The organism is Neorhizobium sp. T7_12, from assembly GCF_002968535.1.
Taxonomy (GTDB): domain Bacteria; phylum Pseudomonadota; class Alphaproteobacteria; order Rhizobiales; family Rhizobiaceae; genus Neorhizobium; species Neorhizobium tomejilense.
Genome location: NZ_PVBK01000027.1, coordinates 17,576 through 40,938, shown reverse-complemented (window position 1 = coordinate 40,938; position 23,363 = coordinate 17,576). Strand labels below are relative to the sequence as shown.

34 protein-coding genes and 1 pseudogene are annotated in these 23,363 nt (G+C 61.6%); 20 read left to right on the top strand and 15 right to left on the bottom strand.

Features of this window, described 5'->3' with window-relative positions; translation table 11 throughout:
- Positions 1-14: 14 nt before the first annotated feature.
- Positions 15-161 (top strand): hypothetical protein, encoded by a 147-nt coding sequence (locus tag C5J26_RS32995; RefSeq protein WP_172717276.1) that lies wholly within the window; start codon positions 15-17, stop codon positions 159-161.
- A gap of 9 nt (positions 162-170) precedes the next feature.
- Here the strand turns inward: C5J26_RS32995 and tam are convergent, their stop codons facing one another.
- Positions 171-941: a trans-aconitate 2-methyltransferase gene (tam, locus tag C5J26_RS30270; protein ID WP_105405135.1), complete on the bottom strand. Its 771-nt coding sequence runs from the start codon at positions 939-941 to the stop codon at positions 171-173.
- A gap of 190 nt (positions 942-1,131) precedes the next feature.
- Here tam and C5J26_RS30265 point away from each other — a divergent pair, with 190 nt between their 5' ends.
- The gene (locus tag C5J26_RS30265) at positions 1,132-2,016 is read left to right on the top strand and encodes a branched-chain amino acid aminotransferase (RefSeq protein ID WP_105405154.1); all 885 of its coding nucleotides are present in this window, start codon (positions 1,132-1,134) and stop codon (positions 2,014-2,016) included.
- On the opposite strand, the gene C5J26_RS30260 is transcribed toward C5J26_RS30265, so the two are convergent.
- The 3 genes from C5J26_RS30260 to C5J26_RS30250 form a co-directional block, all read right to left on the bottom strand.
- Complete coding sequence (locus tag C5J26_RS30260) at positions 1,977-2,294, bottom strand: type II toxin-antitoxin system ParD family antitoxin (RefSeq protein WP_245441332.1); 318 nt, start codon at positions 2,292-2,294, stop codon at positions 1,977-1,979. The two genes, C5J26_RS30265 and C5J26_RS30260, sit on opposite strands and share 40 nt — an antisense overlap.
- A gap of 128 nt (positions 2,295-2,422) precedes the next feature.
- Entirely contained in the window at positions 2,423-3,154 is a 732-nt protein-coding gene (locus C5J26_RS30255) for a sulfite exporter TauE/SafE family protein (protein ID WP_105405153.1), read from the bottom strand.
- A gap of 236 nt (positions 3,155-3,390) precedes the next feature.
- The gene (locus C5J26_RS30250) at positions 3,391-3,714 is read right to left on the bottom strand and encodes a hypothetical protein (RefSeq protein WP_105405134.1); all 324 of its coding nucleotides are present in this window, start codon (positions 3,712-3,714) and stop codon (positions 3,391-3,393) included.
- A 188-nt stretch (positions 3,715-3,902) separates the two neighbouring features.
- Between C5J26_RS30250 and C5J26_RS30245 the strand changes: the two genes are divergently transcribed.
- The 5 genes from C5J26_RS30245 (at position 3,903) to C5J26_RS30225 (ending at position 6,692) form a co-directional block, all read left to right on the top strand.
- A complete protein-coding gene (locus C5J26_RS30245; protein WP_046607192.1) occupies positions 3,903-4,505 on the top strand; it encodes a superoxide dismutase in 603 nt (200 codons plus the stop codon).
- A 110-nt stretch (positions 4,506-4,615) separates the two neighbouring features.
- Positions 4,616-4,987 carry a DUF4440 domain-containing protein gene (locus C5J26_RS30240; protein ID WP_105405133.1) on the top strand — a complete coding sequence of 124 codons (372 nt, stop codon included), beginning with the start codon at positions 4,616-4,618 and terminating at the stop codon, positions 4,985-4,987.
- A gap of 76 nt (positions 4,988-5,063) precedes the next feature.
- A complete protein-coding gene (locus tag C5J26_RS30235; RefSeq protein ID WP_105405132.1) occupies positions 5,064-5,330 on the top strand; it encodes a type II toxin-antitoxin system Phd/YefM family antitoxin in 267 nt (88 codons plus the stop codon).
- Positions 5,327-5,773 carry a type II toxin-antitoxin system VapC family toxin gene (locus C5J26_RS30230; RefSeq protein WP_105405131.1) on the top strand — a complete coding sequence of 149 codons (447 nt, stop codon included), beginning with the start codon at positions 5,327-5,329 and terminating at the stop codon, positions 5,771-5,773. The genes C5J26_RS30235 and C5J26_RS30230 overlap by 4 nt, the downstream gene beginning before the upstream one ends.
- Before the next feature lie 76 nt (positions 5,774-5,849).
- Entirely contained in the window at positions 5,850-6,692 is an 843-nt protein-coding gene (locus C5J26_RS30225) for a metallophosphoesterase (RefSeq protein WP_105405130.1), read from the top strand.
- Between the two features lie 2 nt (positions 6,693-6,694).
- Here C5J26_RS30225 and C5J26_RS30220 read toward each other — a convergent pair whose 3' ends face one another.
- Positions 6,695-7,339 carry a ThuA domain-containing protein gene (locus tag C5J26_RS30220; RefSeq protein WP_105405129.1) on the bottom strand — a complete coding sequence of 215 codons (645 nt, stop codon included), beginning with the start codon at positions 7,337-7,339 and terminating at the stop codon, positions 6,695-6,697.
- A gap of 103 nt (positions 7,340-7,442) precedes the next feature.
- On the bottom strand, positions 7,443-8,132 hold the full coding sequence (locus tag C5J26_RS30215; protein ID WP_105405128.1) for a YafY family protein: 690 nt from the start codon (positions 8,130-8,132) through the stop codon (positions 7,443-7,445).
- A 135-nt stretch (positions 8,133-8,267) separates the two neighbouring features.
- Between C5J26_RS30215 and C5J26_RS30210 the strand changes: the two genes are divergently transcribed.
- The 5 genes and pseudogenes from C5J26_RS30210 to C5J26_RS30190 all read left to right on the top strand — a co-directional run.
- Positions 8,268-8,900 (top strand): LysE family translocator, encoded by a 633-nt coding sequence (locus C5J26_RS30210; protein WP_105405127.1) that lies wholly within the window; start codon positions 8,268-8,270, stop codon positions 8,898-8,900.
- A 177-nt stretch (positions 8,901-9,077) separates the two neighbouring features.
- On the top strand, positions 9,078-9,518 hold the full coding sequence (locus tag C5J26_RS30205) for a cytochrome c (protein ID WP_046631374.1): 441 nt from the start codon (positions 9,078-9,080) through the stop codon (positions 9,516-9,518).
- Between the two features lie 79 nt (positions 9,519-9,597).
- Positions 9,598-10,512, top strand: coding sequence for a cytochrome c (locus tag C5J26_RS30200; RefSeq protein WP_105405126.1), 915 nt, complete (start codon positions 9,598-9,600; stop codon positions 10,510-10,512).
- Positions 10,513-10,522: 10 nt separating this feature from the next.
- Complete coding sequence (locus tag C5J26_RS30195) at positions 10,523-10,891, top strand: DUF4440 domain-containing protein (RefSeq protein ID WP_105405125.1); 369 nt, start codon at positions 10,523-10,525, stop codon at positions 10,889-10,891.
- A 23-nt stretch (positions 10,892-10,914) separates the two neighbouring features.
- Positions 10,915-11,061: pseudogene (locus tag C5J26_RS30190) on the top strand (type II toxin-antitoxin system HicB family antitoxin); the annotation flags it as partial.
- Between the two features lie 43 nt (positions 11,062-11,104).
- On the opposite strand, the gene C5J26_RS30185 reads toward C5J26_RS30190, so the two are convergent.
- Positions 11,105-11,593 carry an N-acetyltransferase family protein gene (locus tag C5J26_RS30185; RefSeq protein ID WP_371681965.1) on the bottom strand — a complete coding sequence of 163 codons (489 nt, stop codon included), beginning with the start codon at positions 11,591-11,593 and terminating at the stop codon, positions 11,105-11,107.
- A gap of 362 nt (positions 11,594-11,955) precedes the next feature.
- Between C5J26_RS30185 and C5J26_RS30180 the strand changes: the two genes are divergently transcribed.
- Together C5J26_RS30180 and C5J26_RS30175 are read left to right on the top strand one after the other, a co-directional pair.
- Positions 11,956-12,222: a type II toxin-antitoxin system ParD family antitoxin gene (locus C5J26_RS30180; protein ID WP_105405123.1), complete on the top strand. Its 267-nt coding sequence runs from the start codon at positions 11,956-11,958 to the stop codon at positions 12,220-12,222.
- A gap of 3 nt (positions 12,223-12,225) precedes the next feature.
- Entirely contained in the window at positions 12,226-12,537 is a 312-nt protein-coding gene (locus C5J26_RS30175) for a type II toxin-antitoxin system RelE/ParE family toxin (protein WP_105405122.1), read from the top strand.
- 7 nt (positions 12,538-12,544) lie between these two features.
- Here C5J26_RS30175 and C5J26_RS30170 read toward each other — a convergent pair whose 3' ends face one another.
- Positions 12,545-12,958 carry a helix-turn-helix domain-containing protein gene (locus tag C5J26_RS30170; RefSeq protein WP_105405121.1) on the bottom strand — a complete coding sequence of 138 codons (414 nt, stop codon included), beginning with the start codon at positions 12,956-12,958 and terminating at the stop codon, positions 12,545-12,547.
- 152 nt (positions 12,959-13,110) lie between these two features.
- Positions 13,111-13,668 carry a hypothetical protein gene (locus C5J26_RS30165; protein WP_105405120.1) on the bottom strand — a complete coding sequence of 186 codons (558 nt, stop codon included), beginning with the start codon at positions 13,666-13,668 and terminating at the stop codon, positions 13,111-13,113.
- Positions 13,669-13,784: 116 nt separating this feature from the next.
- On the opposite strand from C5J26_RS30165, the gene dmeR reads away from it, so the two are divergent.
- Both dmeR and dmeF read left to right on the top strand, forming a co-directional pair.
- Positions 13,785-14,069 (top strand): Ni(II)/Co(II)-sensing transcriptional repressor DmeR, encoded by a 285-nt coding sequence (gene dmeR, locus C5J26_RS30160; RefSeq protein WP_371412011.1) that lies wholly within the window; start codon positions 13,785-13,787, stop codon positions 14,067-14,069.
- A gap of 20 nt (positions 14,070-14,089) precedes the next feature.
- Positions 14,090-15,076, top strand: coding sequence for a CDF family Co(II)/Ni(II) efflux transporter DmeF (dmeF, locus tag C5J26_RS30155; RefSeq protein WP_105405119.1), 987 nt, complete (start codon positions 14,090-14,092; stop codon positions 15,074-15,076).
- Between the two features lie 9 nt (positions 15,077-15,085).
- Here the strand turns inward: dmeF and C5J26_RS30150 are convergent, their stop codons facing one another.
- From C5J26_RS30150 to C5J26_RS30130, 4 genes are all read right to left on the bottom strand, one after another.
- Positions 15,086-15,361 carry a hypothetical protein gene (locus C5J26_RS30150; RefSeq protein ID WP_046631390.1) on the bottom strand — a complete coding sequence of 92 codons (276 nt, stop codon included), beginning with the start codon at positions 15,359-15,361 and terminating at the stop codon, positions 15,086-15,088.
- A 296-nt stretch (positions 15,362-15,657) separates the two neighbouring features.
- Positions 15,658-16,170, bottom strand: a complete 513-nt coding sequence (locus C5J26_RS30145) for a DUF1697 domain-containing protein (protein WP_105405118.1) — start codon at positions 16,168-16,170, stop codon at positions 15,658-15,660.
- Between the two features lie 236 nt (positions 16,171-16,406).
- Positions 16,407-18,500 carry a S9 family peptidase gene (locus C5J26_RS30135; RefSeq protein WP_105405151.1) on the bottom strand — a complete coding sequence of 698 codons (2,094 nt, stop codon included), beginning with the start codon at positions 18,498-18,500 and terminating at the stop codon, positions 16,407-16,409.
- Positions 18,501-18,719: 219 nt separating this feature from the next.
- The gene (locus C5J26_RS30130) at positions 18,720-18,965 is read right to left on the bottom strand and encodes a hypothetical protein (RefSeq protein ID WP_105405116.1); all 246 of its coding nucleotides are present in this window, start codon (positions 18,963-18,965) and stop codon (positions 18,720-18,722) included.
- A gap of 116 nt (positions 18,966-19,081) precedes the next feature.
- Between C5J26_RS30130 and C5J26_RS30125 the strand changes: the two genes are divergently transcribed.
- Positions 19,082-19,474: a DUF930 domain-containing protein gene (locus C5J26_RS30125; protein WP_105405115.1), complete on the top strand. Its 393-nt coding sequence runs from the start codon at positions 19,082-19,084 to the stop codon at positions 19,472-19,474.
- 22 nt (positions 19,475-19,496) lie between these two features.
- Here C5J26_RS30125 and C5J26_RS30120 read toward each other — a convergent pair whose 3' ends face one another.
- Positions 19,497-20,603 (bottom strand): AI-2E family transporter, encoded by a 1,107-nt coding sequence (locus C5J26_RS30120; protein ID WP_371681967.1) that lies wholly within the window; start codon positions 20,601-20,603, stop codon positions 19,497-19,499.
- A gap of 141 nt (positions 20,604-20,744) precedes the next feature.
- Positions 20,745-21,608: a VOC family protein gene (locus tag C5J26_RS30115; RefSeq protein WP_105405113.1), complete on the bottom strand. Its 864-nt coding sequence runs from the start codon at positions 21,606-21,608 to the stop codon at positions 20,745-20,747.
- Between the two features lie 199 nt (positions 21,609-21,807).
- On the opposite strand from C5J26_RS30115, the gene C5J26_RS30110 reads away from it, so the two are divergent.
- From C5J26_RS30110 to C5J26_RS30100, 3 genes are all read left to right on the top strand, one after another.
- The gene (locus C5J26_RS30110; RefSeq protein WP_105405112.1) at positions 21,808-22,218 is read left to right on the top strand and encodes a universal stress protein; all 411 of its coding nucleotides are present in this window, start codon (positions 21,808-21,810) and stop codon (positions 22,216-22,218) included.
- A 14-nt stretch (positions 22,219-22,232) separates the two neighbouring features.
- Positions 22,233-22,565 carry a TraR/DksA family transcriptional regulator gene (locus C5J26_RS30105; RefSeq protein WP_105405111.1) on the top strand — a complete coding sequence of 111 codons (333 nt, stop codon included), beginning with the start codon at positions 22,233-22,235 and terminating at the stop codon, positions 22,563-22,565.
- An 85-nt stretch (positions 22,566-22,650) separates the two neighbouring features.
- A complete protein-coding gene (locus C5J26_RS30100; RefSeq protein WP_105405110.1) occupies positions 22,651-23,316 on the top strand; it encodes a hemolysin III family protein in 666 nt (221 codons plus the stop codon).
- The last annotated feature ends 47 nt before the right edge of the window (positions 23,317-23,363 follow it).

The window sequence follows — 23,363 nt, the reverse complement described above, 5'->3', positions numbered from 1 at the left end:
GGCGGAGGAATTTGATGCGTTGGCTTTTTATCGCGGTGCTGTTGATCCTCATCGGCTGTGTATTGAGTATCGGTTGGATGAATGACCCCGGTAATGGCCGGATAGAAGCGACGCCGCCCCAGCAGCAGAACCCGCTGGCCCCGCCGCCGGGCACTCCTTGAAGCCGCCCTTCAGGCCTTGACCGCGATGATGAAGAACCGCGGGAAGCGCAACAGCACCCGTCCGTCGGCCATTGGCGGATAGGCCCTGGCGATGCGGGCGGTGTAGTCGGCCGCAAAGGCTTCCGCATGGGCAGGGCCGGCGGCGTCGAGATAGGGCCGCAGCCCGGTCGCCCTGACCCATTCGACGATCGCGGGCGCATTGGCGAGCGGGTGGTAATAGACCGTGTGCCAGACGTCGATCCGGGCGGATTTCGGCATCAGCCGGTCGAAATACGCCCCAGGCGGCGGCAGCACCGCGCGGCGCACCCTGCCGCCTTCGAAGGCCGCCTTCCACGGGCCGGCCGCACCGGTTTCCTCCATCAGCACATGGCTGGGTTCGGAGAGGTTGTCCGGCATCTGCACCGCGAGCACGCCGCCGGGTCTCAGGTGATCCATCAGCCGGGCGAGCACCGAAATATGGTCCGGCACCCACTGGAAGACCGCATTGGCGTAAAGCAGGTCGGCCGGCTCTTCCGGGACCCAGGTATTCAGATCGGCCTTGGTGAATTTCGTGCCGGGCAGGCGCTTGCGGGCCGCCGCCAGCATGTTGTCGTCGCTGTCGAGGCCGGCGACATGGGCAACCCCGAAACGCTCCGCGATCAGCTCCGTCGAATTGCCCGGGCCGCAGCCGAGGTCGTAGGCAGGGGCAACCGAGCCGAGCGGTACCTGCGCCAGAAGATCTCGCGCCGGCCGCGTCCGCTCGTCCTCGAATTTCACATATTGCTCCGCCGACCATGCCATGAGCGTCTTCCTCAAGTGTTCGTTTCGATGGAACATGGCACTCCGACGCCTCGGTCTCCATGGGCAAAAATATCAATTTTTGTGATGATCCATTTCATATTATCGCTTGACCTCGGCGGCGGCGCCGGACTTCACTCACCCGCAATTTTGAAGCGCCAGAATGACCCCGAGAATGACCGAGGAGATCGCCATGTCCGTCAACACCGCCCCCCGCACCACCACCTGGACGTTCGTGGATGGCGAATGGCTGGAGGGCAATCCGAAGCTGATCGGCCCCACCTCGCATGCCATGTGGCTCGGTTCCACCGTGTTCGACGGCGCCCGCTGGTTCGATGGCATCGCCCCGGACATCGACCTGCATTGCCAGCGCGTCAACCGGTCGGCCACGAACATGGGCATGAAGCCAGTGATGCAGCCCGAGGAGATCGAGGCGCTCGCCTGGGAAGGCATCAAGAAATTCGATGGCAAGACGGCGATCTACATCAAGCCTATGTACTGGTCGGAACACGGCATGCCCTACAGCGTCGTCACCGCCGATCCCGAATCGACCCGTTTCGCGCTCTGCCTGTTCGAGGCGCCGATGCAGACCGCCAAACCCTCGTCGCTCACCGTCTCGCCTTATCGCCGCCCCAACCCGGAAGTGGCGATGACCGGCGCCAAGACCGGCAGCCTTTATCCCAATAGCGGCCGCATGATCATGGAAGCCCGCGGTCGCGGCTTCGACAATGCGCTCGCCCGCGACATGAACGGCAATGTCGCCGAGACTGCCTCCTCGAACATCTTCATGGTCAAGGACGGGGTGATCATGACCCCGATCGCCAACGGCACCTTCCTTGCCGGCATCACCCGCGCGCGTGTCATCAACCTCCTGCGCCGCGGCGGTTTCGACGTGCGCGAGACGACGTTGACGGTCGCGGATTTCATGGATGCCGACGAGATTTTCACCTCCGGCAACTATTCCAAGATCGTCCCGGTCAACCGCTTCGAGGAACGCCAGCTCCAGGAAGGCCCGGTCGCCCGCAAGGCGCTGGAACTCTACATGGACTGGGCCCGCTCCCCCGGCGACGAGGCTTGAGGAAGACGCGTGTCTCTGTCGCGCGCATCCATATGCGCGTTGATGCGCCGCCGGACTTCGTTGATCGGAATTGCCTTGGAAGGATCATGCTCCGTGACGGTCGGCACGACCTCGTCCCGCAGCCAGGTCTCTATTCCGGCATCATGATCGGCCAGATACCGCAATCCTTCGGCGACCACCTCGCTCTCGTCGGCAAATTCGCCGGACGCAACTTTCTTCTGGACGAGTTCGGCCATGTCCTCCGGCAGGGAGATGGTAATCGATCGGTTCGGGCGCATCGGTCGGTTCCTGTTCGCGGGCAAGCCTATCACAATCGGGTAAGGGGCGCTATTTCACTGCCGGCTTTATTGCCGTTGGAAGCACGGTGCTGCAGGCAATCCCGCGTCTGCTGTCCCGCCATGCTCCCTCACACAAGCCGGACCGCAGCCGTGCCGATGATGATCATCGAGACGGCGATCATCAGGGGTTTGACCGGCAGGTAGCGGACGATGAAGGCGCCGATCGGCGCCGCCAGGATGCCGCCAAGGATGAGGCCGAGGGCGGAGGAGAGTTCCGACCAGCCGAGCGACACGATGAAAGTCGCGGAAATCACCGTGGTGACGGAAAATTCGGTCAGGTTCGTGGAGCCGATCACCTTTTTGGGATCGTGGCCGCGGCCGAGCAGCGAGCTCGTCACGATCGGCCCCCATCCGCCGCCGCCCATCGCATCGAGCAACCCGCCCCCGCCGCCCACAATGGGCACGATCCAGTCGCGCACGTCGCGCGGAAATTTCGGTTGAAAGGCCTTGTAGAGGATGAACAGGCCGACGGCGATCAGATAGGCAGAGACGAAGGGTTCGATCGCCTTGCCGTCGATATTCGACAGGACATAGGCGCCGATCGCCCCGCCGACCATGCCGGCCGGTGCAAGCCTTGCCACCAGCCGCCAATCGACATTGCGGTTATAGAGATGCGACAATCCCGAGGCGGCTGTGGTGAAACACTCGGTCACGTGGGTCATGGCGCTTGCAGCCGCGGGCGCGACGCCGATGGCAAGCAGGCTGGTCGTCGTCAACACCCCGAAAGCCATGCCGAGAGCCCCGTCGACGATCTGTGCGAAGAAGCCGATGGCGACGAAGATCAGGAAATCGGACGTCAGGAAGTCGAACGACATGCAGCCTCCTCTTTGCCAAGGGCGTTCGCTTTCAATTCGCAGGCGCGAAGAAAGGTTCCCGCCTTGTCGCCGAGTAAACCGGAGGAATTCCCTCAGCCATTCGAAAAAATGGAACGAACTCCAACGGTTGGATGTAACGTTGCCTCAAGCCCACGACGGATTGCATCCTATTTGGACCTGCACCTGATGCCGGCGGAGAGCCGGACGGGCACGGCCGCGAACTACTTCACCGCCTTCACCGTCAGCGTGTCGGCGGAAATCTCGCCGCCGATCTCGGCCTTGCGGGTTTTCTTGTCGAAGGCGCAGATTGTGCTGATCGTCACCTTGGCGCCGACCGCCTTGCCGGAGACGACGGCGAGGCCGTAGCTCTGGCTGCCGAAGGGATCGACGAGCGCCTTGCCGTTCTCGATCAGCCCCTTGGCAGCGGTCACGCAAGCCTTGGCGACCTCGGCCTGGAAACCGGACCATGCGTCGTCCGAGGAGGCATGCGCGGCAGGGACGCTGGATGCGAGGAGGGCGGCGGCAAGAGCAAAAGTGGTCTTCATCGAACGGGCTCCGAATCGTGATCTGGCCCGTTTCTTGTATCTCGAAATTTCGCAACTTCTTCACCCGATCGACTTGATTTTTGGTAAGTTCACCGTTGCCTCTTGGCCCCTCCGCTCCTATGTTCCCGCACGACGCTATGCCCAGGTATCTGCCGAACCCAGGTAGCTGCCGAACAAGGAGTAGACCAATGGCCTTCGAACTTCCCGAACTCCCCTACGACTACGAAGCTCTTTCGCCCTTCATGTCGAAAGAGACGCTCGAATTCCACCACGACAAGCACCACAAGGCTTATGTCGACAACGGCAACAAGCTCGCTGCCGAAGCCGGCATGGCCGATCTGTCGCTCGAGGAAGTCGTCAAGAAGTCCTTCGGCACCAACCAGGGCCTCTTCAACAATGCCGCCCAGCACTACAACCACGTCCATTTCTGGAAGTGGATGAAGAAGGGCGGCGGCGGCACCAAGCTGCCGGGCAAGCTCGAAGCGGCGGTTGCCTCCGATCTCGGCGGCTACGACAAGTTCAAGGCTGACCTGATCGCTGCCGGCACGACCCAGTTCGGCTCCGGCTGGGCCTGGGTTTCGGTCAAGGACGGCAAGCTCGTCATCTCCAAGACCCCGAACGGCGAGAACCCGCTGGTTCACGGTGCCGAGCCGATCCTCGGCGTCGACGTCTGGGAACATTCCTATTACATCGACTACCGCAACGCCCGCCCGAAATACCTCGAAGCCTTCGTCGACAGCCTGATCAACTGGGACTACGTCCTCGAGCGCTACGAAGCCGCCACGAAGTAATCGAACGGCTTATCGTCGGTCTTTTCGAGAACACCCGGTGTCGCAAGGCGCCGGGTGTTTTTTTGTTTTTGAACTCCGTCATCGGGACGGAAAGCAGAGGAAAGCAGGTCATGGACGAGCAATCGATAGAGATGATCCTGGCGCAGCTGGCCGCCCGTGAGCCGATCTTCCATCGTCGCGAATTCGGCACCAGTCGCGAGGCGCTGGAAGCCATGACCGATGAAGCCTTCTGGGAAATCGGCGCCAGCGGCAAAGTCTACCGACGCGAATTCGTCATCGCCAACCTTCTCGAACGATACCGCGAGCCGGAGCCCCACGACTGGCTCTGCCGGGATTTCACCATCAGCCGCCTCGCCGACGACCTCTACCATCTGTCGTATATTCTGGAAGAGCCCGACCGCCTCAGCCGGCGGTCCACGTTCTGGAGGAGAACTGCGACCGGCTGGAAGATCGTTTTTCATCAGGGAACGGTGATCGCTTGAATGGGCTTTTCCCGGCCCGCTTGATTTTCCGGTGCAATGATCCAAAATAGTCACAAGTGACCACTTGGAGGCTGAGTTGTCGGAAATTAGTTTGAAGAATGCCAAGGCGGGCTTTTCCGGTATCGTCGATCAGGCGGCCGCGGGCGAATTCGTGACGATCACCCGGCACGGCAAGCCGGCAGCCGTGATCGTCAGCGTCGAGGCCGCGGAGGTGGCAAGGAAGGCGCTGCGTAAGGATCGTCCCAGCTTTGTCCGGTATCTCAGGAGTTTTCCGGCTGATATCGACATCGATGACGACGTCTTCGCCAGAAATCCCGCACCGAGCCGTGAGGCCGACCTGTGACGGCGTTTCTTCTCGATACCAATGCCGTTTCGATGTTTTCACCCTCTAAGGCCGGCACCTCTTCGGCTTTTGCCGGCTGGGTCGAGGAGCAGGAAAAGCTTGAGACGATCTACCTGTCCGCAGTGACCGTCCATGAGATCGAAAAGGGCATTCGATTGTTGGAAGGGAGGGGCGCCACCTCGAAGGCGACACTCATCGAGCTTTTTCTGCAGGGGCTGATTGCAGGGTATGGTGACCGCATCCTGCCAATCGATGCCGAGACGGCGCTGGAAGCCGGCAGGTTGGAAGCCCGGGCCATGTCCGCCGGTCATAGTCCCGGCATGGCGGATGCCATGATCGCCGGAACCGCGAGCCTTCGCGGGCTGACGATCATCACCCATAACCTCAAGCACTTCCTCCCTTTCGGGGTGCCGGTGAAGTCACCAGACGAATTGTTGCTCTGATGTTTCAAATGCTGGCCGGCTGCCGCCGTTCCGATCATGTCACACGCCTGTCACAGCCACCGACTAACTCCGCGAAATGCCCCACGAAAAACCGCTTCTCCGCTTCGGCGTGATCGCCGATCCGCAATATGCCGACCTGCCGCCATGGCTGGAGATGGACCGTTATTACGCCAACAGCCTCGATAAGCTGGGCCAGGCGATCGGCGTGCTGAACGGCGAGGATCTCTCCTTCGTGGTGACGCTCGGCGATCTCATCGACCGGGGCTGGGAGAGCTACGATCCGGTGCTTGCCGTCTATCAGGGCCTGCGCCACGAAAGTTTTCTGATGCCGGGCAACCACGATTTCTTCGTCGCGCCGGCGCAGCTCGGCGATGTCCACAAACGGCTTGGCATGCCGGCCGCCTGGCACGATTTTGCCCGCGGCGGCTTTCGCTTCGTGGTGATCGACGGCAACGAGATCAGCCTGTTTTCGACGCCGGAAGGCCATCCGCGGCACACGCTTGCGCAGCGGCGGCTGGAAACGTTGCTGGCCGAAGGCGCGATCAACGCCAAGGAATGGAACGGCGGCATCGGCGACGTGCAGTTCGCCTGGCTGGAGGCGGTGCTGGAGCGGGCAAGCGCTGCGGACGAGAAGGTCGTGGTCATGGGCCATTATCCGCTCTACCCCGAAAACGAGCACAATCTCTGGGGTGCCAAGCGGCTGACCGATCTCTTCGCCCGCTCCGGCAACGTGATCGCCTATCTGAACGGCCATAACCACGTCGGCAATCTCGGCCGCGCCGGAAACACCTGGTACGTCAACTTCAAGGGCATGGTCGATACGCAGACGGAAAACACCTTTGCCGTCATCGAAATCTTTGCCGACCGTATCGAGATCATCGGCCACGGTCGCGAGGAAAGCCGTACCCTCGCTCTCTAGGCTCAGCCGCGCGCCGCCCAGGAAAGCCCGCGCCGCAGGATGCTGCGCATCTGCGGATGTTCGAATTCCGCCGCTACATGGCCAAGCGCCGAATAGAAGATTCGCCCCTTGCCGAAATGGCGCTTGAACACGACGGGCATCGTCACATTGCGCACCGCCTCGTCATATTCGCCGGAAAAAGTCGTCGTCGCGAGGATTTCGACCGACGGGTCGTAATGCAGGTAATACTGCTCAGACCGGTAGTCGAAATCGGCTATGCCCTGCATCACCGGGTCGTTGGGGCGAGTGACGTTGACGCGGTAGTCGATGATGTTGCCCGGATGCGCCACCCAGGTAACACCTGCAAGATAACGGAAGGCAGCACTCTCCTTGAAGGAGGTCGCAAGCGCCCCGTGGTGGCCGCCAAGCCCGAGCCCGCCGCGCACCGCCTCGACAAGCGCATTGGCATGCGCCCTTTCCAGCTTTTCGCCGGTGATGATCGGCACCAGCAGGTCGGCGTTGGCGATACCGGCAGAGCCGAAAATCCCGAGATCGCCGGTAATCTCGACCGCAAAACCGTCCTCCCGAAGGATCTCGCCGACAATGCCGGCGCATTCCTCCGGCTGATGGATCTTCAATCCGCCCCAGACGACAATGGCCTTCCGCATTCGATGTCTCCCATGCCTTGCTGTTTCCTGACGAAGCGGCCCCACCATAGGGACAAAGCCGCCGGCTGTCAGGGGAGGGCGAAGGTCACTGGATACCGGTCGTTCACATCGGCGGACTGGTCCAGCCCTGAACCCAGAGCGACCGCAGTTTTTCGCCTTCGCCGCGGAAGAAGCTGTCCGCCAGTTCGCAATGCTCCACCCGGTCGGCGCGGAAATTGCGGATCGCCTGCCGGAGCTCGCACCAGGCGACGATATTGGCTGTCTGCGAATAATAGATCAGCGCCACCGGCCTGATCGTCCGTTCCGTGGCCCGGGCATATTCATCGCGGTAATCGAGCGCCAGCTTCTGTTCGTCGCGGATCGCCCGGCGCACCATCGCAAGGTCGAGCGCGTCCGGCACCGGCGCGATCGAGCCCCAGGCATGCAGCGCATTGGCGGAAAATGTGCCGGCAAGCGGCGCCGGCACCACGGCGGCGATCTTGCGGTTGACCTGCTTGGCCGCCTGCCGCAGCTCCGTGTCGCCGGTCCGTTCCAGCAGCGCCAGCGCCAGCACGATCGCCTCCGTCTCCTCGATCGACAGCATCAGCGGCGGCAGCGTGAAGCCGGGCCGCAGGATATAACCGATGCCGCGCCCACCTTCGATCGGCACCCGCATCGCCTGCAAGGCCGCGATATCCCGGTAGATGGAGCGCACGGTGACTTCCAGCTGCAAGGCGATTTCCGCCGCCGTCACCGGCTTTCTGGCGAGCCGGAGGATCTGGATGATCTCGAACAGGCGCGAGGCCTTGCGCATGTCGGTTTTCCTTGTGGCGAGACGATCGCTACTGACAATACGCTGTCAGTTGGGCTGCCGTATAGGACCGCATATCCGGTTGAAAAACAAGGCTTCGGCATTCGAAGCCGACATTGCGAGGCTCAAGAAACTGACATGACCTATACCGAAAACCTCTGGCTCTTTTTCACCCTCCTGTTCGGCATCATCGTCGTGCCGGGCATGGACATGATCTTCGTGCTTGCCAATTCGCTGACCCGGGGGCGTACGGCGGGGCTTGCCGCCACCGCCGGCATCATCGCCGGCGGGCTGGTGCACTCGCTTTATGGCGCGGTTGGCGTCGGCCTGCTTGCAAGCCTGATGCCGGTCCTGTTCAAGCCGCTGCTGATCGCCGGCGCGCTCTACATGGCCTGGATCGGCGTCAGCCTGATCCGCAGTTCGATCACCGTCGATCATGTCGGTCCGGCGGACACGCGGTCGAATTGGGAAGCGTTCCGGCGCGGCGCGGTCACCTGCCTCATCAATCCGAAGGCCTATCTGTTCATGCTCGCCGTCTACCCGCAGTTCCTGCGGCCGGATTTCGGGCCGCTCGCCCCGCAGGCGACAATCATGGCGGCGATGACGGCTGGGACCCAGCTCGCGATCTATGGCGGCCTCGCCGTCGCCGCCGGCCACGCGAGGCAATTCCTGGTCGGCAACGGCAGCGCGACGATCTGGGTTGGGCGGATCGCCGGCCTGCTGCTGCTTGCCGTTTCCATGCTGACGCTCTGGGAGGGGTTGACGGCCTGAATGACGGCTTGGGCAGTCTCGGCAGACATATCTCCTTCACATTCCGTGCCTGCCCGGCAACAGGCGGAACGCTCGCGGCCTCATGACAGAAACGTTACTTTTTTCAAACGCATAAGCCGGCAATCATGAGGTCGCTAAAATGCGCCGGCGTGACCGGCTGGATGAGGAGAGGAATGGATGAAGCTTAAACTGATTGCCGCCGCCGCGGCCGTACTCTGTCTTGGCTTTACGGCCGTGACCGCGCAGGAAACGCCGATTGCCAAGCGCCAGGCACTGATGAAGGGTATCGGCGGTGCAGCCGGCGCTCTGGGCGGTATCGCCAAGGGCGAAAAGCCCTATGACCAGGCTGCCGTGCGCACGGCGCTGACCACGATCAGCACCAATATCAAGGCCTTCCCGGATCAGTTCCCGGCAGGCTCCGAGACCGGCGACAAGACCAAGGCCGCACCGGCCATCTGGGAAAAGAACGCCGAATTCCGGGCGAATGCCCAGAAGCTCGGATCCGATGCGGAGGCTCTTCTGGCTTCCATGCCGGCAGACCAGGCCGCTGTCGGCAAGGCCCTGCAGACGCTCGGCGGCAGCTGCAATACCTGCCATCAGAATTTTCGCCTGAAGTGATCGCGGCCTTAGCATCGGGACGGCCGCAGTTTTCTGCGGCTGTCCTTGCATTGCAAAGTAACGCCAGAGGATGAAGGCAATGGCATCGATATGGTCAAAAATCCTGGCGGCGGGCGTCGTGGTGGTCGCGGCGGGTGCTGCCACGGCCTGGGCGCTGACCAAACCCGATCCCTATGCCGATTCCCATTGGGCAGGCCTCGGCGCGCCGGATCTCGCCAAGGGGGAACAGCTCTTCTGGGCCGGCGGCTGCTCGAGCTGTCATGCCGCGACCGGCGCCACCGGCGATGCCCTGAAGGTCTTGTCCGGCGGCAGGGCGCTGCCGAGCCCGTTCGGGACATTCCATATTCCCAACATCTCGCCCGATCCGAATGCCGGCATCGGCAACTGGACCTTGGCGCAGTTCGGCAATGCCACGAACCGCGGGGTCGGGCCGGACGGCGAACACCTCTTCCCGTCCTTCCCCTACGGCTCCTATTCGAGGCTTTCGGCCAAGGATATCAACGATCTCTTCGGTTACCTGAAGACCTTGCCGGCGAGCAGCAACGTCGCACCGCCGCACGAGCTGCCGTTCCCCTTTAACATCCGGCTCGCGGTCGGCGGCTGGAAATTCCTCTATTTCAACGACCAGCCGCGGGTGCAGCTTGCCTCTGCCGACGACAAGGTCAAGCGCGGCCAGTTCCTGGTCGAAGGTCCCGGCCATTGCGGCGAATGTCACACGCCGCGCGACGCGACGGGCGGTTTTCTCCCCGACCGCTGGCTCGCCGGCGGCCCCAACCCGGAAGGCAAGGGAACTATCCCCAACATCACGCCGGGCTCGCAGGATATCGGCTCCTGGAGCGAGAGCGACATCGCCGGTTACCTCGAAACCGGTTTCACCCCGGATTTCGACACCGTCGGCGGCTCCATGGTCGAGGTACAGCAGAATATCGCGCATCTGCCGAAAGGCGATCTGGAAGCGATTGCGGCCTATCTGAAGGCTGTGCCGTCGCGGTAGGGGGTACGCTATGGGTCCGCAGGATCACATGAAACTCTACGAGACGAGGATCAATCTTCGCCGCTTCGACGAGGTTGAACCGGTGATCTCGCCCGAAGCGACCTTCTGGTTCACGGACGGCACTCATAGCGGAATTGCCGAAATAAGGGCGGCATTCGAGGAGACGTGGAGAAACCTCCAAAACGAAATCTATTGGCTGGAGGACGTGACCTGGATTGCCGTTGGCGCCGAGGCCGCGAGTTGCACCTATCGCTTCCGGTGGAAAGCGGATATCGACGGCAAGACCTTCGAAGGGGAGGGGCGCGGTACGACCGTGCTACGCAAGGAGGGCTCGGAGTGGAAGATCATTCACGAACATCTCAGCCGTTTTCCGGAATGACGAACGAGTTCGGGAACGAAGCCATGAACCTACGGAAATACAAGGGCCATTACGCCGTCATCGAATTCGATGCCGAAGACGAAATCTTCGTCGGGCATATCGCGGGCATTGCCGATCTCGTCGGCTTTCATGCCGAGACCGCCTTCCACGAGGCGGTCGACGATTATGTGGGAATCCTGGCCAAGGCCGCCGGATAGGCCTCGGCCGCGGATATCACGCCAGCGCCTGCGTGTAGCGCATGCCGGTGACCGGGCGCGGCTTGAAATCCATGTGTTCGTAGAAGCGGTGGGCCGCGAAATTGCCGGTGGCGGCGCTGACCGAAAGATAGTCGCAGCCGGCATTCTTGGCGATCTCGCGGGCGCGCGTGACCAGGTGCTGACCGATGCCGTGGCCGCGATGGCCGTCGCGCACGAAGAGATGGTGCAGGTCCATGCCGCGGGTGCCTTCCTGCGCCCGGTAGAGCGGCACGAGGATGGCGTAGCCGATCAGATCCGAGCCGGTATCGGCGACAAGCGCGCTGATCCACGGCATCGCGCCGAACAGGTCGCGCTCGAGCTTTTCAGGTGTGATGCCGGCGGGATCGTTGTGATGCGCGGCAAGCAGCGCGATCATCTCGTTGAGTTCCGGCAGGTCGCGCGATTTCGCGCTGCGGATCGTCACGACCGACGGGCGGGGCAGGGTAATATCGGTATCTTCAGTCATTTCCGGCATCCTTTTTCGGTCTTCTCGCCGTCAGGTGCCGTTTGAAACAACAAAGCCGCCTGACGGCGGCTTGTTGACATGGTGATCTGTCGAGCCGCCCCTTAAAGGAAGGCCCAAAAATACGAGCAGGCGATGGTTGTGCGCGCGTTGATCATGGCGCCTAGATGCTCCCGATCTCAAATCTTGTCAAGCACCATCCGCGAAACCGCTGGCCGCCGCCACGATCGCCTCCGCCATGCCCCGGTCACCGGTTGAATCCAGGTTATTTGACTGACAGGGCATGGCCCATACTGGCAACAGCTCGCTACCATATAATAACAATAGATGTTACATTCTCGCTATCCGTAGGAGGACAAAACACGATGGCCAGCATAGCACTGAACGAGCATTATGAGCGCTTTATCAAGAAGCAGCTGGAGTCGGGACGTTATAACAACGCGAGCGAAGTCGTACGCGCCGGCCTGCGCATGCTCGAGGATTTCGAAGAGGCTCGAGATAACTGGCTTCGCAACGAAATTCCCTCGCGGTTCGAGGAGTTGCAGGCGGATGCTTCGAAAGGCGTGCCGCTCGATACCGCTTTCGCTCGGCTTGAAGCCAAGCATCATGCTCGCGTGGCGAAAGCCAAATAGGCGATGCGGCGCACGATCATCATTCACGAAAAGGCTGAGGAAGAATTCGACGCGCTATATGACTACATCGCCGATCGGGCAGGTCCGCCCGTCGCCTGGAATTACGTTGTCGGCATCCGTAAATTCGTTGAGGACATGGCCGAATTTCCCGAGCGGGGAACTGCCCGCGAAGGACCTGTTCCGGGGCTGCGGATCATAGGTTATCGTCGCAGCCTCAGCATCGCCTTCGTCGTTCAGCAGGAACAGGTCGTCATTTTAGGCTTCTTCTACAACGGCCGCTTGGCAACCACCGAGATTCTCGAAGAACGCCTCTGACCCGCTCTCAATGCTCCCCCTCGCACAGCCCGTGGTCCGATAGCGCCCGGATCACATAACAATCCTCGATCGAATGGCCGTCGCAGTGTGAGATGATCCGTTCGAGTTCGTGTTCCAGCTTCTTCAGTTTTTCGATCTTTTCACGAACGGCGATCAGATGATCGGCGGCGATCCTGTCGGCGTTGACGCAAGGGAGGTCGGGGTGCTGGCTGAGCGCGATCAGTTCGCGGATCGCCGGAATATCGAGGCCGAGGTCGCGGGCATGGCGGATGAAGGCCAGCCGCTCGAGGTCGTGCCGCTCATAACGCCGCTGGTTGCCTTCCGAACGCTCGGCCGCTTCGATGAGGCCCATCTGCTCGTAATAGCGGATGGTCGGCACCTTGACGCCGGTGCGTTTCGAAAGATCGCCGATCGACAGCATGGCTGAAAATTCCTCTTGAAGCTCTAGTCACTGGAGGAATTATCTAGTCAGTCACCGGCATGAAGGCAAGCGGGGGCATGGCGCCGATCGCCCAACGTAAAACGGCTACAGCCCTGACTGACAAGGCCGCAGCCGCCGAAAGCCTTATAACCTTACAGGGAGAACAGCGGGTCGTCCTCCGTGCCGTTCTGCTGCTGCAACTGCTGCTTCTGCGCGTTGCCCTGTGCCAGTGCCGCCGGGTCGCCGCCCATGTCCATCGCGGCCTCCTGCTTCTGGTCGTTGACGCCCATGGCTTCGAGGATCGCCTTGCGGATATCCGCTTCGATCGCCTCGCGGTCTTCCGCCGACATGGTCTTGAGATCGTCTTCGGTAAGATCCTTGTCCTTGAGATACTGTTCGCGGATGCGCTCGGCCAGGGTCTTCTTGGCCAGATCCATGAACTCGTCCTCGTATCTCGTCGCAGGCGCCTCGCCGAGCCAGGTGTCGCCGGCGTCCTGATCGACCTCGGCGCCCTGGCTTTCCATCGTCCAGAGGCTATCGGCCAGCTTTGCGCCGAACACCGTATCGCTGCCGGTCATGCCACCCGAGACCGACTGCCGCGGCGCCGCGTAGTCGTTGGCGTTTCCCGAACCGTTCTTGTCGCCGCCGTTCTTGCCAAGGATACCGTAAAGAGATGCGTAATAAGGATTGGTGCTTCCAATTGTCGTCATCGCGACTCTCCTCGTATGAGACCACTAGCGGCTTAGGTCCCGAAACCTGCACGGAGCTTTCGGATTCTGACTTGTGTCGGCGGCGAACGGTAATATAGGGTACTCCCCTATATTACATGGAGACGCTCGTGGCGCATACCATTCGGGAACAGGCAAAGCTTCTGGCGCGGGTGCGCCGGTTGAAGGGGCAGATGGAGGCGGTCGAGCGGGCGCTGGAAGCCGAGGCGCCCTGCGGCGAGGTGCTGCAATTGCTCGCCTCGATCCGTGGCGCGCTTTCCGGGCTCACCGGTGAAGTTATGGAGGATCATCTGCGCGAGCATGTCCTGCATGCGGATGACGAGAAACAGAGGGCGCAGGCGGTCGACGAACTCGCCGATGCGCTCCGCACCTATATCCGCTGATTGAGACGAAGGAGAAGACCATGCCCGATCCCGTCGAGGAGCTGAAGCATGAGCACGTGTTTCTGGGCGCCGACCATGAGCGCAACGAGCGCAAGGTCTGGCTGGTAATCGCGCTGACGGCGACGATGATGGTGGCGGAAATCGTTGCCGGCTCGATCTTCGGCTCGATGGCGCTGACCGCCGACGGCTGGCACATGTCCACCCATGCCGGCGCCATGCTGATTGCGGCGCTCGCCTATCTCTATGCCCGCCGCCAGGCCCGCAATCCGCGCTACACGTTCGGCACCGGCAAGCTTGGCGATCTCGCCGGCTTCGCAAGCGCCATCGTGCTCGCCCTGATCGCGCTGCTGATCGCCTGGGAAAGTTTTGTCCGCCTCGCCAATCCGGTGGCGATCGATTTCGACCAGGCGATCCTCGTCGCCGTGGTCGGGCTCGCGGTCAACCTGCTCAGCGCCTGGCTGCTGCGGGAGGATCATGGCCGGTCTCATCATGGCGGCCATGCGCATGACGGCGGTCATCATCATGGCGGCCATCATGGACATCACGGTCACCATGGCGCCCATGCGCACGGGGCTGCCAAGGACCACAATCTGCGCGCCGCCTATCTGCATGTCCTTGCCGACGCGCTGACCTCTGTTCTGGCGATCGTCGCGCTCATTCTCGGCCGGTCCTATGGCTGGGCCTGGCTCGATCCGGTCATGGGCGTCGTCGGTGGTCTGGTGATCGCGCGCTGGTCCTGGGGGCTGATCCGCGTGACCGCGACGGTATTGCTGGACGCGCAACCGGATGACGCGGAACTGGCCGGCAGGATTCGCCGGAGCGTCGAGACGGAGGAGGACAGGATTTCGGACCTGCATGTCTGGCAGCTTGGTCCGGGGCACCATGCGGCGATTGTCGCGCTGGTCACGCCAAAACCCCAGGCGCCGTCCTTCTACAAGGATAAGCTCCGGGGCATCCGGGATTTGTCGCATGTCACGGTGGAAGTCACGCCCGCCGGAACGGCGTAGCGGGATGTCTTAGAATTCCGCGAATTCCTGATAGCGATCTTCGACCCAGTCCTGGGCGACGGATCGGCCCTGCGTGTCGACGTTTGCGGAGCCCGCGTCGTCGATTTCCATGACCCAGAGCGCATTGGCAAGCGAAGACGACAGCAGCGTGGCGCTTCCCGTCAAGGCATTGGGGGACCGCTGGAATGCCGCAGCCTCACGCTGAGGCGCTTCCTCGACTTTCCGGTCCATCTCTTGTGCCCGGTTGGGATAATAATAGCCGTTGAGGCCGCTATCGATCTTCATGGCGCAACGCCCGTGTTCAGAATGGTTAACAAATAGTTAACGCACGAAGCTTGCGCGAGGCTTGCGTCCGGGATTGCCGATTGACGGCAGGGGCTTGACAAAAAAATGACAATGAACGGCTGTTCGGTGCGTTCCTTATCCGTTCTAGTCGCTGATAAACCTGTCGGATATCGCCCTGGGGGTCCCGGCCGCTCAGGGTAAAGTCGCTCTGGCGGGCGAAGTCTGAGCCACGCCCGGGATCTGAAAGATGACAGCATAACAGACGATCGGAATGATGATGCCCATCATCCGTTCACCTATTCCATCGCCCGTGCCATTTCGGCGAGCTTGCGAACCGTATTGAGATTGCGCGACGTGCCCGGTTTCAGGGCGGGAAGCTTCAGCTTCGATTTGCCCGAGCCGACAGGATAGTGGACATAGATCTCGCGCCCGGCGGCGACCGCCTCCTCGCCATCCGGCGCGACCATCTTGTCGAGCGCATCGTTCGAGGCCTTTTCGGGCAGGAAATGCACGAGCAGAAAATTCGGCTTGGCATCGGGGAAGGGCGCGTTCTCGGCAATCGCCTCCATCTCCCGCGTCGAGCGCACCATGACGCCCGGCTTCCTGCCGAATTTCCTGCCCAGCGCGTCGTCAAGCTTCTCGGCGACCATGGCCTCCGTCTCTTCGGACCGGAACAGCACGTTGCCGCTCTGGATATAGGTTTTCACGTCCGTGAAGCCGAGGGTTTCGCAGATCGCCTTGAGTTCGGTCATTGGGAGTGCCGTGCCGGCGACGTTCACCGCGCGGAGCAGGGCAATGTAGACGGTCATGTGGCTTCTCCTCCTGCCTTCCCTCAGCCGTAAAGTGGGAAAGGGCTACATACTCACCTCTCCTCATCCCTGTGCTTGTCACAGGGATCCAGCAGCGCCGCGTCTGCGGCGCGGAAGGCCCCTTTCACGCGAAGGACTTCGCGTGGCTGGATTCCTGTGACAAGCACAGGAATGAGGGAACAAAGGTGTTGCCCGCGATCAGTCGACGTTCAATATGCCGCCGCCCCTCAAGGCAGCTACACCTTCCCCGCTACCTTGATCGCAAACGCATATTCGAAGGCGATCTCCTCTAGTCGCTGGAAGCGGCCCGATTTGCCGCCATGCCCCGCTGCCATGTTGGTCTTCAAGAGGATCGGTGCGGTGCCGGTCGAGAATTCGCGGACCTTCGCAACCCACTTGGTCGGTTCCCAGTAGGTGACGCGCGGGTCGGTCAGGCCGGAAATGGCCAGGATCGGCGGATAGGGTTTCGCCTCGACATTGTCGTAAGGCGAGTAGGCGGCGATCCACTGGTATTCTTCGAGGCTCTCGATCGGGTTGCCCCATTCCGGCCATTCTGGCGGGGTGAGCGGCAGCGTGTCGTCGAGCATGGTGTTGAGCACGTCGACAAAGGGTACGGCCGCAATGATGCCGGCGAATTTTTCCGGCGCCATGTTGGCGATGCCGCCCATCAGCATGCCGCCGGCCGAACCGCCTTCGGCGATGATGTTCGCGTAAGACGTGAACTTCTCCTGATTCAGATAGTCAGCAGCGGCGATGAAGTCTTTGAACGTGTTCTGCTTGTGCTCCATCTTGCCGGTCTCGTACCAGGCAAAACCCTTGTCCTTGCCGCCGCGCACATGGGCGATGGCATAAACGAAGCCGCGATCGGCGAGCGACAGGTTATTGGTCGAGAACCCGGCCGGAATGGTGATCCCGTAGGCGCCGTAGCCATAGAGCAGGCAGGGCGCCGACCCATCGAGCGGCGTATCTTTCCGGTAGAGCAGCGAGACCGGCACCAGTTCGCCGTCATGCGCCGGCGCCATCACCCGGCGGGTGATGTAGTCGTCCGGATTGTGGCCCGACGGCACTTCCTGTGTCTTCAGGAGAACCCGTTCGCGGGTCCTCATGTCGTAGTCGTAGAGTTGGCTCGGCGTCGTCATCGACGAATAGGAAAAGCGGATCACGTCGCTGTCGTATTCGGCGGCACCCTGCAGGCCGAGCGAATAGGCCTCTTCGGCAAAGGCGATCGCATGTTCCTCGCCGGTCGTCCGGTCGCGGATGATGATCTGCGGCAGTCCGTCCTTGCGCTGCAGCCACAGAAGATAACGGGCAAACGCCATGTGGCTGATGATCAGCCGGCCGGGCTCGTGCGGCACGACCTCGGTCCAGTTCTCCTTGCCCGGCGCCGTCACCGGCGTTTGGCAGATCTTGAAATCCTTCGCATCGCCGTCATTGGTGAGGATGTAGAAGACGTCGCCGCCTTCGGTCATCGAATATTCGATGCCTTCCTCACGTTCGGCGACCAGCGCCGGTTCCGCCGTCAGGTCCTTGGTTGAGAGCAGCCGGTATTCCGACGTCTCGTGGTCGTGGATGTCGATATAGATGAAGTCGTCGAGCAGCGAGCCGCCGACGCCCATGAAGAAACCCGGATCCTCCTCCTCGTAGACCAGGCGGTCTTCCGACTGCGGCTGGCCGACGACGTGGTGGAAGACCTTCGAGGGGCGGTGGTTCTCGTCCTGCAGCGTGTAGAAGAAGCTCTTGCCGTCAGGCCCCCAGATGCCGCCGCCGCCGGTATTCTCGACCACGTCGGAAAGATCCTCTCCCGTCGTGAGGTCACGGATGCGCAGGGTGAAGTATTCCGAACCCTTGTCGTCATAACCCCAGATGCCCCGGGAATGGTCGTTTGTGTGGTCGATGCCGGAAAGCCGGAAATAATCCTTGCCCACCGCTTCCTTGTCGCCGTCGAGCAGCAGCTGTTTGTCCCCGCCATCGCGCGGCGTGCGGAAATAATGCGGCTGCTCGCCGCCGGTGACATAAAGCGTTCCGTAGGCAAAGGCTCCGTCCTTCATCGGCACGGAGCTGTCGTCTTCCTTGATGCGGCCGCGCATTTCGGCAAACAGCTTTTTCTGCAGCTCGGCCGTGTCGCCCATGGCCGCTTCCATATAGGCGTTCTCGGCCTCCAGGTGCTTGCGGATTTCCGGATCGAGGAGCGACGGATCCTTGAACATCGCCTGCCAGTTATCGGCCCGGAACCAGGCATAGTCGTCACTGCGGGTAATGCCGTGGCGGGTATCGGAGACCGGCTTCTTGGGCGCAACGGGAGCGGCGGGAAGATTGGCGAAGGGCGATATGCGGGAGGTGGCCAAGGAAGCACTCCGGTTGTGAGGCGAGGAGTGCCAGAGATAGGGGGCGCTTAGGCGCTAGGCAAGCGGGGAGGCGAGGGCGAGCTTACTTCTTCTTAGGCTTCTGATTTGGAAGCACGCCGTCAAGCCAGCTCTGCCAGAATACGAAAGCAACGACGAACGCCAAAGCAACCGCCGGCATCAGAAGCAGGATTATTTGCTCACTTGTCATTTGCTGAGCCCTCTTAAGATCCAACTACCCGCAAAATGTAATGCTCCCCCGAATAAAAAGCAAACCGCCATGGTTCCGCCGATGGAGACCAGATCTCCCGACGCTGCGGAAGGCTCGTACATCGCCCGAACGATCGGCGTGAACACGCCGATCAGAATGGCACCGATCCCGATATTGTTCAGGAATGTCGCACGCAATTTGATCTGTTCCTTCTTCGCATCAGAAAGCGCACTGTCCGTCATCCAGCCCCATTACCTCCACCCGATCACATCATCCTATTTCCCGTTCTGGTAGGTGGTCAATCGCGTAGCCGTCTCATAGTTTCCGCCCGTCCGAGTCATATTGGATAGGAAATGACATGATAAAAACCTGGTCACTGGCCGCGCTGGCCCTTCTTTCCGCCCTGCCGGCGCATGCGCTCGATGCCCGCATCGTCCGACAGCTCGATGCGCTCGCCCCGGACGAGCGACGCGAACAGCGCTGCGATATCGAGGCGATGGATCGCATCAAGCAGGACAACAAGGGCGAGTTCAAACCGGACAAGGTGATTGCCTACACGTTTGGAGATCCGATCGAGGCCGGCAACGCCATCCGTGCCCCGGGCGCTGTTTTTCGCAGCGCCGGCGACTGGTACCGGCTCAAATACAAATGCGAGACCGGCGACGAAGGCCTGAAAGTGATGTCCTTCGACTACAAGATCGGCTCGAAGGTCCCGCGTGAGGAGTGGGAAAAGTATTACCTCTACGAGTAGGGTAATATCTCGACGAACGAGGTCATCCCGGCAGGTGCGGCACGGTCTTCCGGTCGGGGAAAAGTTCGGTCAGCACCGTCATCATGATCAGGGAAAGCGGCAGGGCGAGCATCGCCCCGACCGCGCCCCACATCCAGGTCCAGAACAGGATGGCGATGAAGACGATGAAGGGATTGATCTCCCATTGCCGGCCCATGATCGCCGGGAAGAGCAGGTTCTCCATCGCAAGGTGGATGGTGAAGAAGATAATCGCCGGGATCAGGCCGAGGAAGAGTGCGTCGTGGGTAAGAATGCCGGCGATCGCCACCGAAACGGTCATCAGTGTGATGCCGAGGAACGGGATGAAGCTCGAGACGAAGGCGAACAGGCCCCACAGGACCGGCATGGAAAGCCCGCCGAAATAGGCGATCAGCGCCATCACGACCCCGAGCCCCAGGTAGAGAAGGCTGGCGGTCGCGAAATAATAACCGAGCACCTGGTCGATCGAGTTGAGCACCCGGATGGCCATCAGCCGCTGGCGGCGTGTCGGAAAGGCGAGAATGATAGTGCGCCGCAGCCGCACCCGGCCGTAGAGGAAGAGCAGCAGGGCCGCAAAGAAGATCATCCCCTGGATGATCGCCGGCGTCAGGTTGGCGGTGACGATGCCGAGGATGTTTCCGGAATTCTCGATCAGCGACTGCATCGACATCGGCCCCGTCTCGAATGTCGCGGGCGAGACGTTGATCCAATGCTGGCTTTCGAGGAACGGCTTGATGCGGTTGATAGTCCGCTCGATGAAGCTCGGGCCTTCCTGGATCAGCGTCGCGACCGGTTCGGCGAGCGAATTGATGATCAGGAACAGGGCCGCGAAGACCAGCGTCGATAGGATGAAGGCAATGCCGAAACGGGGCACGCCCGCCTTGCCGAGGCGATCTGCGACCAGCCCGAGGATCAGACCGACCACGATGGCGAGCGTGACGGGGATCAGGATCAGCGACATGTAATGGACGAGCGAGAAGAACACGATCGCGAAAATGCCGATCACCGCCCATGCCATCGCAACGTCGAGCGCCTCGCGCCCAAGCGGCAGGTTCTCGGCGGCCTCGATATCTTCCGGACGTAGGACCGCCTCCTTGCGTTGCGCCGACATGTCCGTCAGGTGTTTCTTCAGCTTGCCATTGCCGCGCGCACTCATGATTGTCATGTCCAGAGGTCCCCGTGATCGCTCTCAACGCGAAAGCGGCGCTCCGGTTCCGGAACGCCGCTTGTCAGCAAAACCGGGTGGCTGCGCTCAGGCGGCGAGCGTCAGGCCGATGCCCCAGGGGTCCTTCAGCGACCAGCCTTCGGCAGTTTTGGTGGCGGCGATCTCCTGGGTATCGAGTGCCGTCAGCGCCCTGTCGAGCGCGGACTTGTCATTGAACCGGACGGTGTAGTCCGAGAGCCCGGTCATATTGCCTTCGCGGGCCTGCGCGCCGCGGCTGTTCCAGATATTGGCGGCGATATGGTGGTGGTAGTCGCCGGTCGCAAAGAAGCTGGCGCCCGGATACCGCGCCATGATCTTCAGGCCCAGCACGTCGCGGTAGAAGGCATCTGCCTGCGGGATATCGCCGACCTGCAGATGGATGTGGCCGACGGCGGTGCCATCCGCCATGCCGTCAAAGGCATGCTTCGGAGCGCTGTTGTAGAGTTCCTGGAGGTTCAGGCGTTCCGTCGCCATGGCGATCGTGCCGTCCGGCTGATAGGCCCATTCCTGCGGGGTTCGGTCGCGGTAGATCTCGATACCGTTGCCCTCGGGGTCGGACAGATAGATCGCCTCGCTGACGAGGTGGTCGGAAGCGCCCTCCAGCCGGATATTGTTGTGGGCGGAATGGGCCAGCCAGTGGGCAAGCTCCTGCCGGTTCGGCACCAGGAAGGCGGTGTGGAACAGGCCGGCTGCATTGCGCGGCGCGCGGGCGACGTTTTTGCCGGTCGAAAGTGTCAGGAGCGGTTGGCCGCCGACGCCCAGCACTTCGCCGCTAGGGCTCTTCTCGATGACCTTCAGGCCGATGATGTTCTGGTAGAAACCGGAAACCAGGGCCAGGTCGCTGACGACCAGATGCGCGCCGCGGACATGGGCGGGACGGGTCAGTGCAAAGGGCTGCGTGACATCGGACATATCGAAATCCTCTCTGACATCGGGCGGGGTGAAGCGCCCTGTTGCAACCTATATGGCCCATGCCCATCGTTCACGAAAGAGCGCAAAACGGCGATTGATCGTCTCCAAATTGTAGACGATCAACGGGCGTTTGACCCTGATCAAGGCGGCTTTGGGCAGGCGACGCTAGGATCGGCCGAAAGACGTGAAGGGAGATCGCATGTACAAAAAGATTATCGTCGCAGTGGATGTCTCCGCTCTGGAAAAGGGCGAGCGCATCCTGCTCACCGCAGCGAACCTGCTCGACAAGGACGGCACGATCCTGATCGTCAACGTGGTCGAGGACATGCCCGCTTATCTCGTCTCCGAGCTGACCGTCGATCTGACGGTCGTAGCCCGCCAGGATGCCGAACGGCAGCTCGTCGAGCTTCGCCGGAAAGCCGGCATCGAAGCCGATATCGAGATCCGCCAGGGCGCGCCGGCGCGCGAAATCCTGGCCGCTTCGGTGGATCAGGATGCCGACCTGATCATCGTCGCCTCGCATATCCCGGACCTCTCGAACTATCTGATCGGGGCCACCGCCGACCGCGTCGTGCGCCACGCCACGTGCTCGGTCCTCGTCGACCGCTGAGAAGGAACGGACCCATGGATACGACAAGATATGGCAGCGTTCTGAGGGCGAGAAAGGCGGAGCTGGAAAGCCGCCTGAACCGCATCGAACAGGATTTCGTCACACCCCGCAACCCTGACGACGACGACCGTGCCGTCGAACGCAACAATGACGAGGTGCTGGAAGAACTCGGCGAAACCGGCGAACGGGAGCTTGCGGCGATCGATGCGGCACTTCACCGCATCGCTGCCGGCACGTTCGGCATCTGCGCCAGATGCGGCCAGCCGATCGCCGAAAAGCGCCTCGATGCCGTGCCGCACACGCCCCTTTGCCAGACCTGCGCCGCCGAGGTGCCGGCCGAACTTTAACGCAGGAAATGGAATGTGAATCCGCCCTCTCTTGCCTTCCTCCCTGGTCATGCTCATTCTTAGATCCATGCAGGCGGAAGGTCGGATGAACGAGTTTTTCAATTTCGGGCGGAAATACGATTTTCACGAGATCGTCGCGGACGGCATCATCCACGGCGTCGGCATCGTGTTTGCGCTTGTCGGCGCCACCGCTCTGATCTTCTACGCGACCGTCTGGTCGAGCCATGGCGAGATCGCCGCTGCCTGGATCTACGGCCTCGGCCTGATCATCTGCCTGTCGATCTCGTTCACCTACAATATCTGGCCTCACTCGCGCACCAAATGGGTGCTGCGGCGGCTCGACCATTCGGCGATCTTCATCCTGATCGCCGCGACCTATACCCCGTTCCTGCAACGCGGCGCGCACGACCCCTGGATATTCGCCATGCTTATGGCGATCTGGGCGACGGCCATTTTCGGCATCACGCTGAAATGCCTGTTTCCCGGCCGTTTCGACAAGCTGACGATCCTGCTCTACCTCGCCATGGGCTGGAGCGGCGTGATGGTCGCCGGCCCGATCTCGCAATATCTGCCGGCCGTCACCGTGTGGCTGATCGTCATCGGCGGCTTCATCTATTCGCTTGGGGTGATCTTCCACGTCTGGGAACGGCTGCGGTTCCAGAACGCCATCTGGCACGGGTTCGTCGTCGCCGCCGCCGCCGTCCACTACGGCGCGGTCATGACCTGCTTCAGCCTCTCCGGCGGCTTTTGATCCAGGGTTCGGTTTATCGCGGGTAGCCGACCGGCTTCAGGCTCGCT

Coding starts and splice junctions, on each gene's coding strand:
- C5J26_RS30265 (WP_105405154.1), top strand. CDS start 1,132: ATGTCCGTCAACACCGCCCCCCGCACCACCACCTGGACGTTCGTGGAT.
- C5J26_RS32995 (WP_172717276.1), top strand. CDS start 15: ATGCGTTGGCTTTTTATCGCGGTGCTGTTGATCCTCATCGGCTGTGTA.
- C5J26_RS30205 (WP_046631374.1), top strand. CDS start 9,078: ATGAAGCTTAAACTGATTGCCGCCGCCGCGGCCGTACTCTGTCTTGGC.
- C5J26_RS30250 (WP_105405134.1), bottom strand. CDS start 3,714: ATGAAGACCACTTTTGCTCTTGCCGCCGCCCTCCTCGCATCCAGCGTC.
- C5J26_RS30165 (WP_105405120.1), bottom strand. CDS start 13,668: ATGACGACAATTGGAAGCACCAATCCTTATTACGCATCTCTTTACGGT.
- C5J26_RS30225 (WP_105405130.1), top strand. CDS start 5,850: ATGCCCCACGAAAAACCGCTTCTCCGCTTCGGCGTGATCGCCGATCCG.
- C5J26_RS30150 (WP_046631390.1), bottom strand. CDS start 15,361: ATGAAGATCGATAGCGGCCTCAACGGCTATTATTATCCCAACCGGGCA.
- C5J26_RS30220 (WP_105405129.1), bottom strand. CDS start 7,339: ATGCGGAAGGCCATTGTCGTCTGGGGCGGATTGAAGATCCATCAGCCG.
- C5J26_RS30260 (WP_245441332.1), bottom strand. CDS start 2,294: ATGCGCCCGAACCGATCGATTACCATCTCCCTGCCGGAGGACATGGCC.
- C5J26_RS30145 (WP_105405118.1), bottom strand. CDS start 16,170: ATGACCGTCTACATTGCCCTGCTCCGCGCGGTGAACGTCGCCGGCACG.
- C5J26_RS30170 (WP_105405121.1), bottom strand. CDS start 12,958: ATGCTGTCGATCGGCGATCTTTCGAAACGCACCGGCGTCAAGGTGCCG.
- C5J26_RS30110 (WP_105405112.1), top strand. CDS start 21,808: ATGTACAAAAAGATTATCGTCGCAGTGGATGTCTCCGCTCTGGAAAAG.
- C5J26_RS30180 (WP_105405123.1), top strand. CDS start 11,956: ATGGCCAGCATAGCACTGAACGAGCATTATGAGCGCTTTATCAAGAAG.
- C5J26_RS30215 (WP_105405128.1), bottom strand. CDS start 8,132: ATGCGCAAGGCCTCGCGCCTGTTCGAGATCATCCAGATCCTCCGGCTC.
- C5J26_RS30175 (WP_105405122.1), top strand. CDS start 12,226: ATGCGGCGCACGATCATCATTCACGAAAAGGCTGAGGAAGAATTCGAC.
- C5J26_RS30245 (WP_046607192.1), top strand. CDS start 3,903: ATGGCCTTCGAACTTCCCGAACTCCCCTACGACTACGAAGCTCTTTCG.
- C5J26_RS30195 (WP_105405125.1), top strand. CDS start 10,523: ATGGGTCCGCAGGATCACATGAAACTCTACGAGACGAGGATCAATCTT.
- tam (WP_105405135.1), bottom strand. CDS start 941: ATGGCATGGTCGGCGGAGCAATATGTGAAATTCGAGGACGAGCGGACG.
- dmeF (WP_105405119.1), top strand. CDS start 14,090: ATGCCCGATCCCGTCGAGGAGCTGAAGCATGAGCACGTGTTTCTGGGC.
- C5J26_RS30185 (WP_371681965.1), bottom strand. CDS start 11,593: ATGACTGAAGATACCGATATTACCCTGCCCCGCCCGTCGGTCGTGACG.
- C5J26_RS30125 (WP_105405115.1), top strand. CDS start 19,082: ATGATAAAAACCTGGTCACTGGCCGCGCTGGCCCTTCTTTCCGCCCTG.
- C5J26_RS30115 (WP_105405113.1), bottom strand. CDS start 21,608: ATGTCCGATGTCACGCAGCCCTTTGCACTGACCCGTCCCGCCCATGTC.
- C5J26_RS30200 (WP_105405126.1), top strand. CDS start 9,598: ATGGCATCGATATGGTCAAAAATCCTGGCGGCGGGCGTCGTGGTGGTC.
- C5J26_RS30240 (WP_105405133.1), top strand. CDS start 4,616: ATGGACGAGCAATCGATAGAGATGATCCTGGCGCAGCTGGCCGCCCGT.
- C5J26_RS30130 (WP_105405116.1), bottom strand. CDS start 18,965: ATGACGGACAGTGCGCTTTCTGATGCGAAGAAGGAACAGATCAAATTG.
- C5J26_RS30100 (WP_105405110.1), top strand. CDS start 22,651: ATGAACGAGTTTTTCAATTTCGGGCGGAAATACGATTTTCACGAGATC.
- C5J26_RS30210 (WP_105405127.1), top strand. CDS start 8,268: ATGACCTATACCGAAAACCTCTGGCTCTTTTTCACCCTCCTGTTCGGC.
- C5J26_RS30120 (WP_371681967.1), bottom strand. CDS start 20,603: ATGTCGGCGCAACGCAAGGAGGCGGTCCTACGTCCGGAAGATATCGAG.
- dmeR (WP_371412011.1), top strand. CDS start 13,785: ATGGAGACGCTCGTGGCGCATACCATTCGGGAACAGGCAAAGCTTCTG.
- C5J26_RS30105 (WP_105405111.1), top strand. CDS start 22,233: ATGGATACGACAAGATATGGCAGCGTTCTGAGGGCGAGAAAGGCGGAG.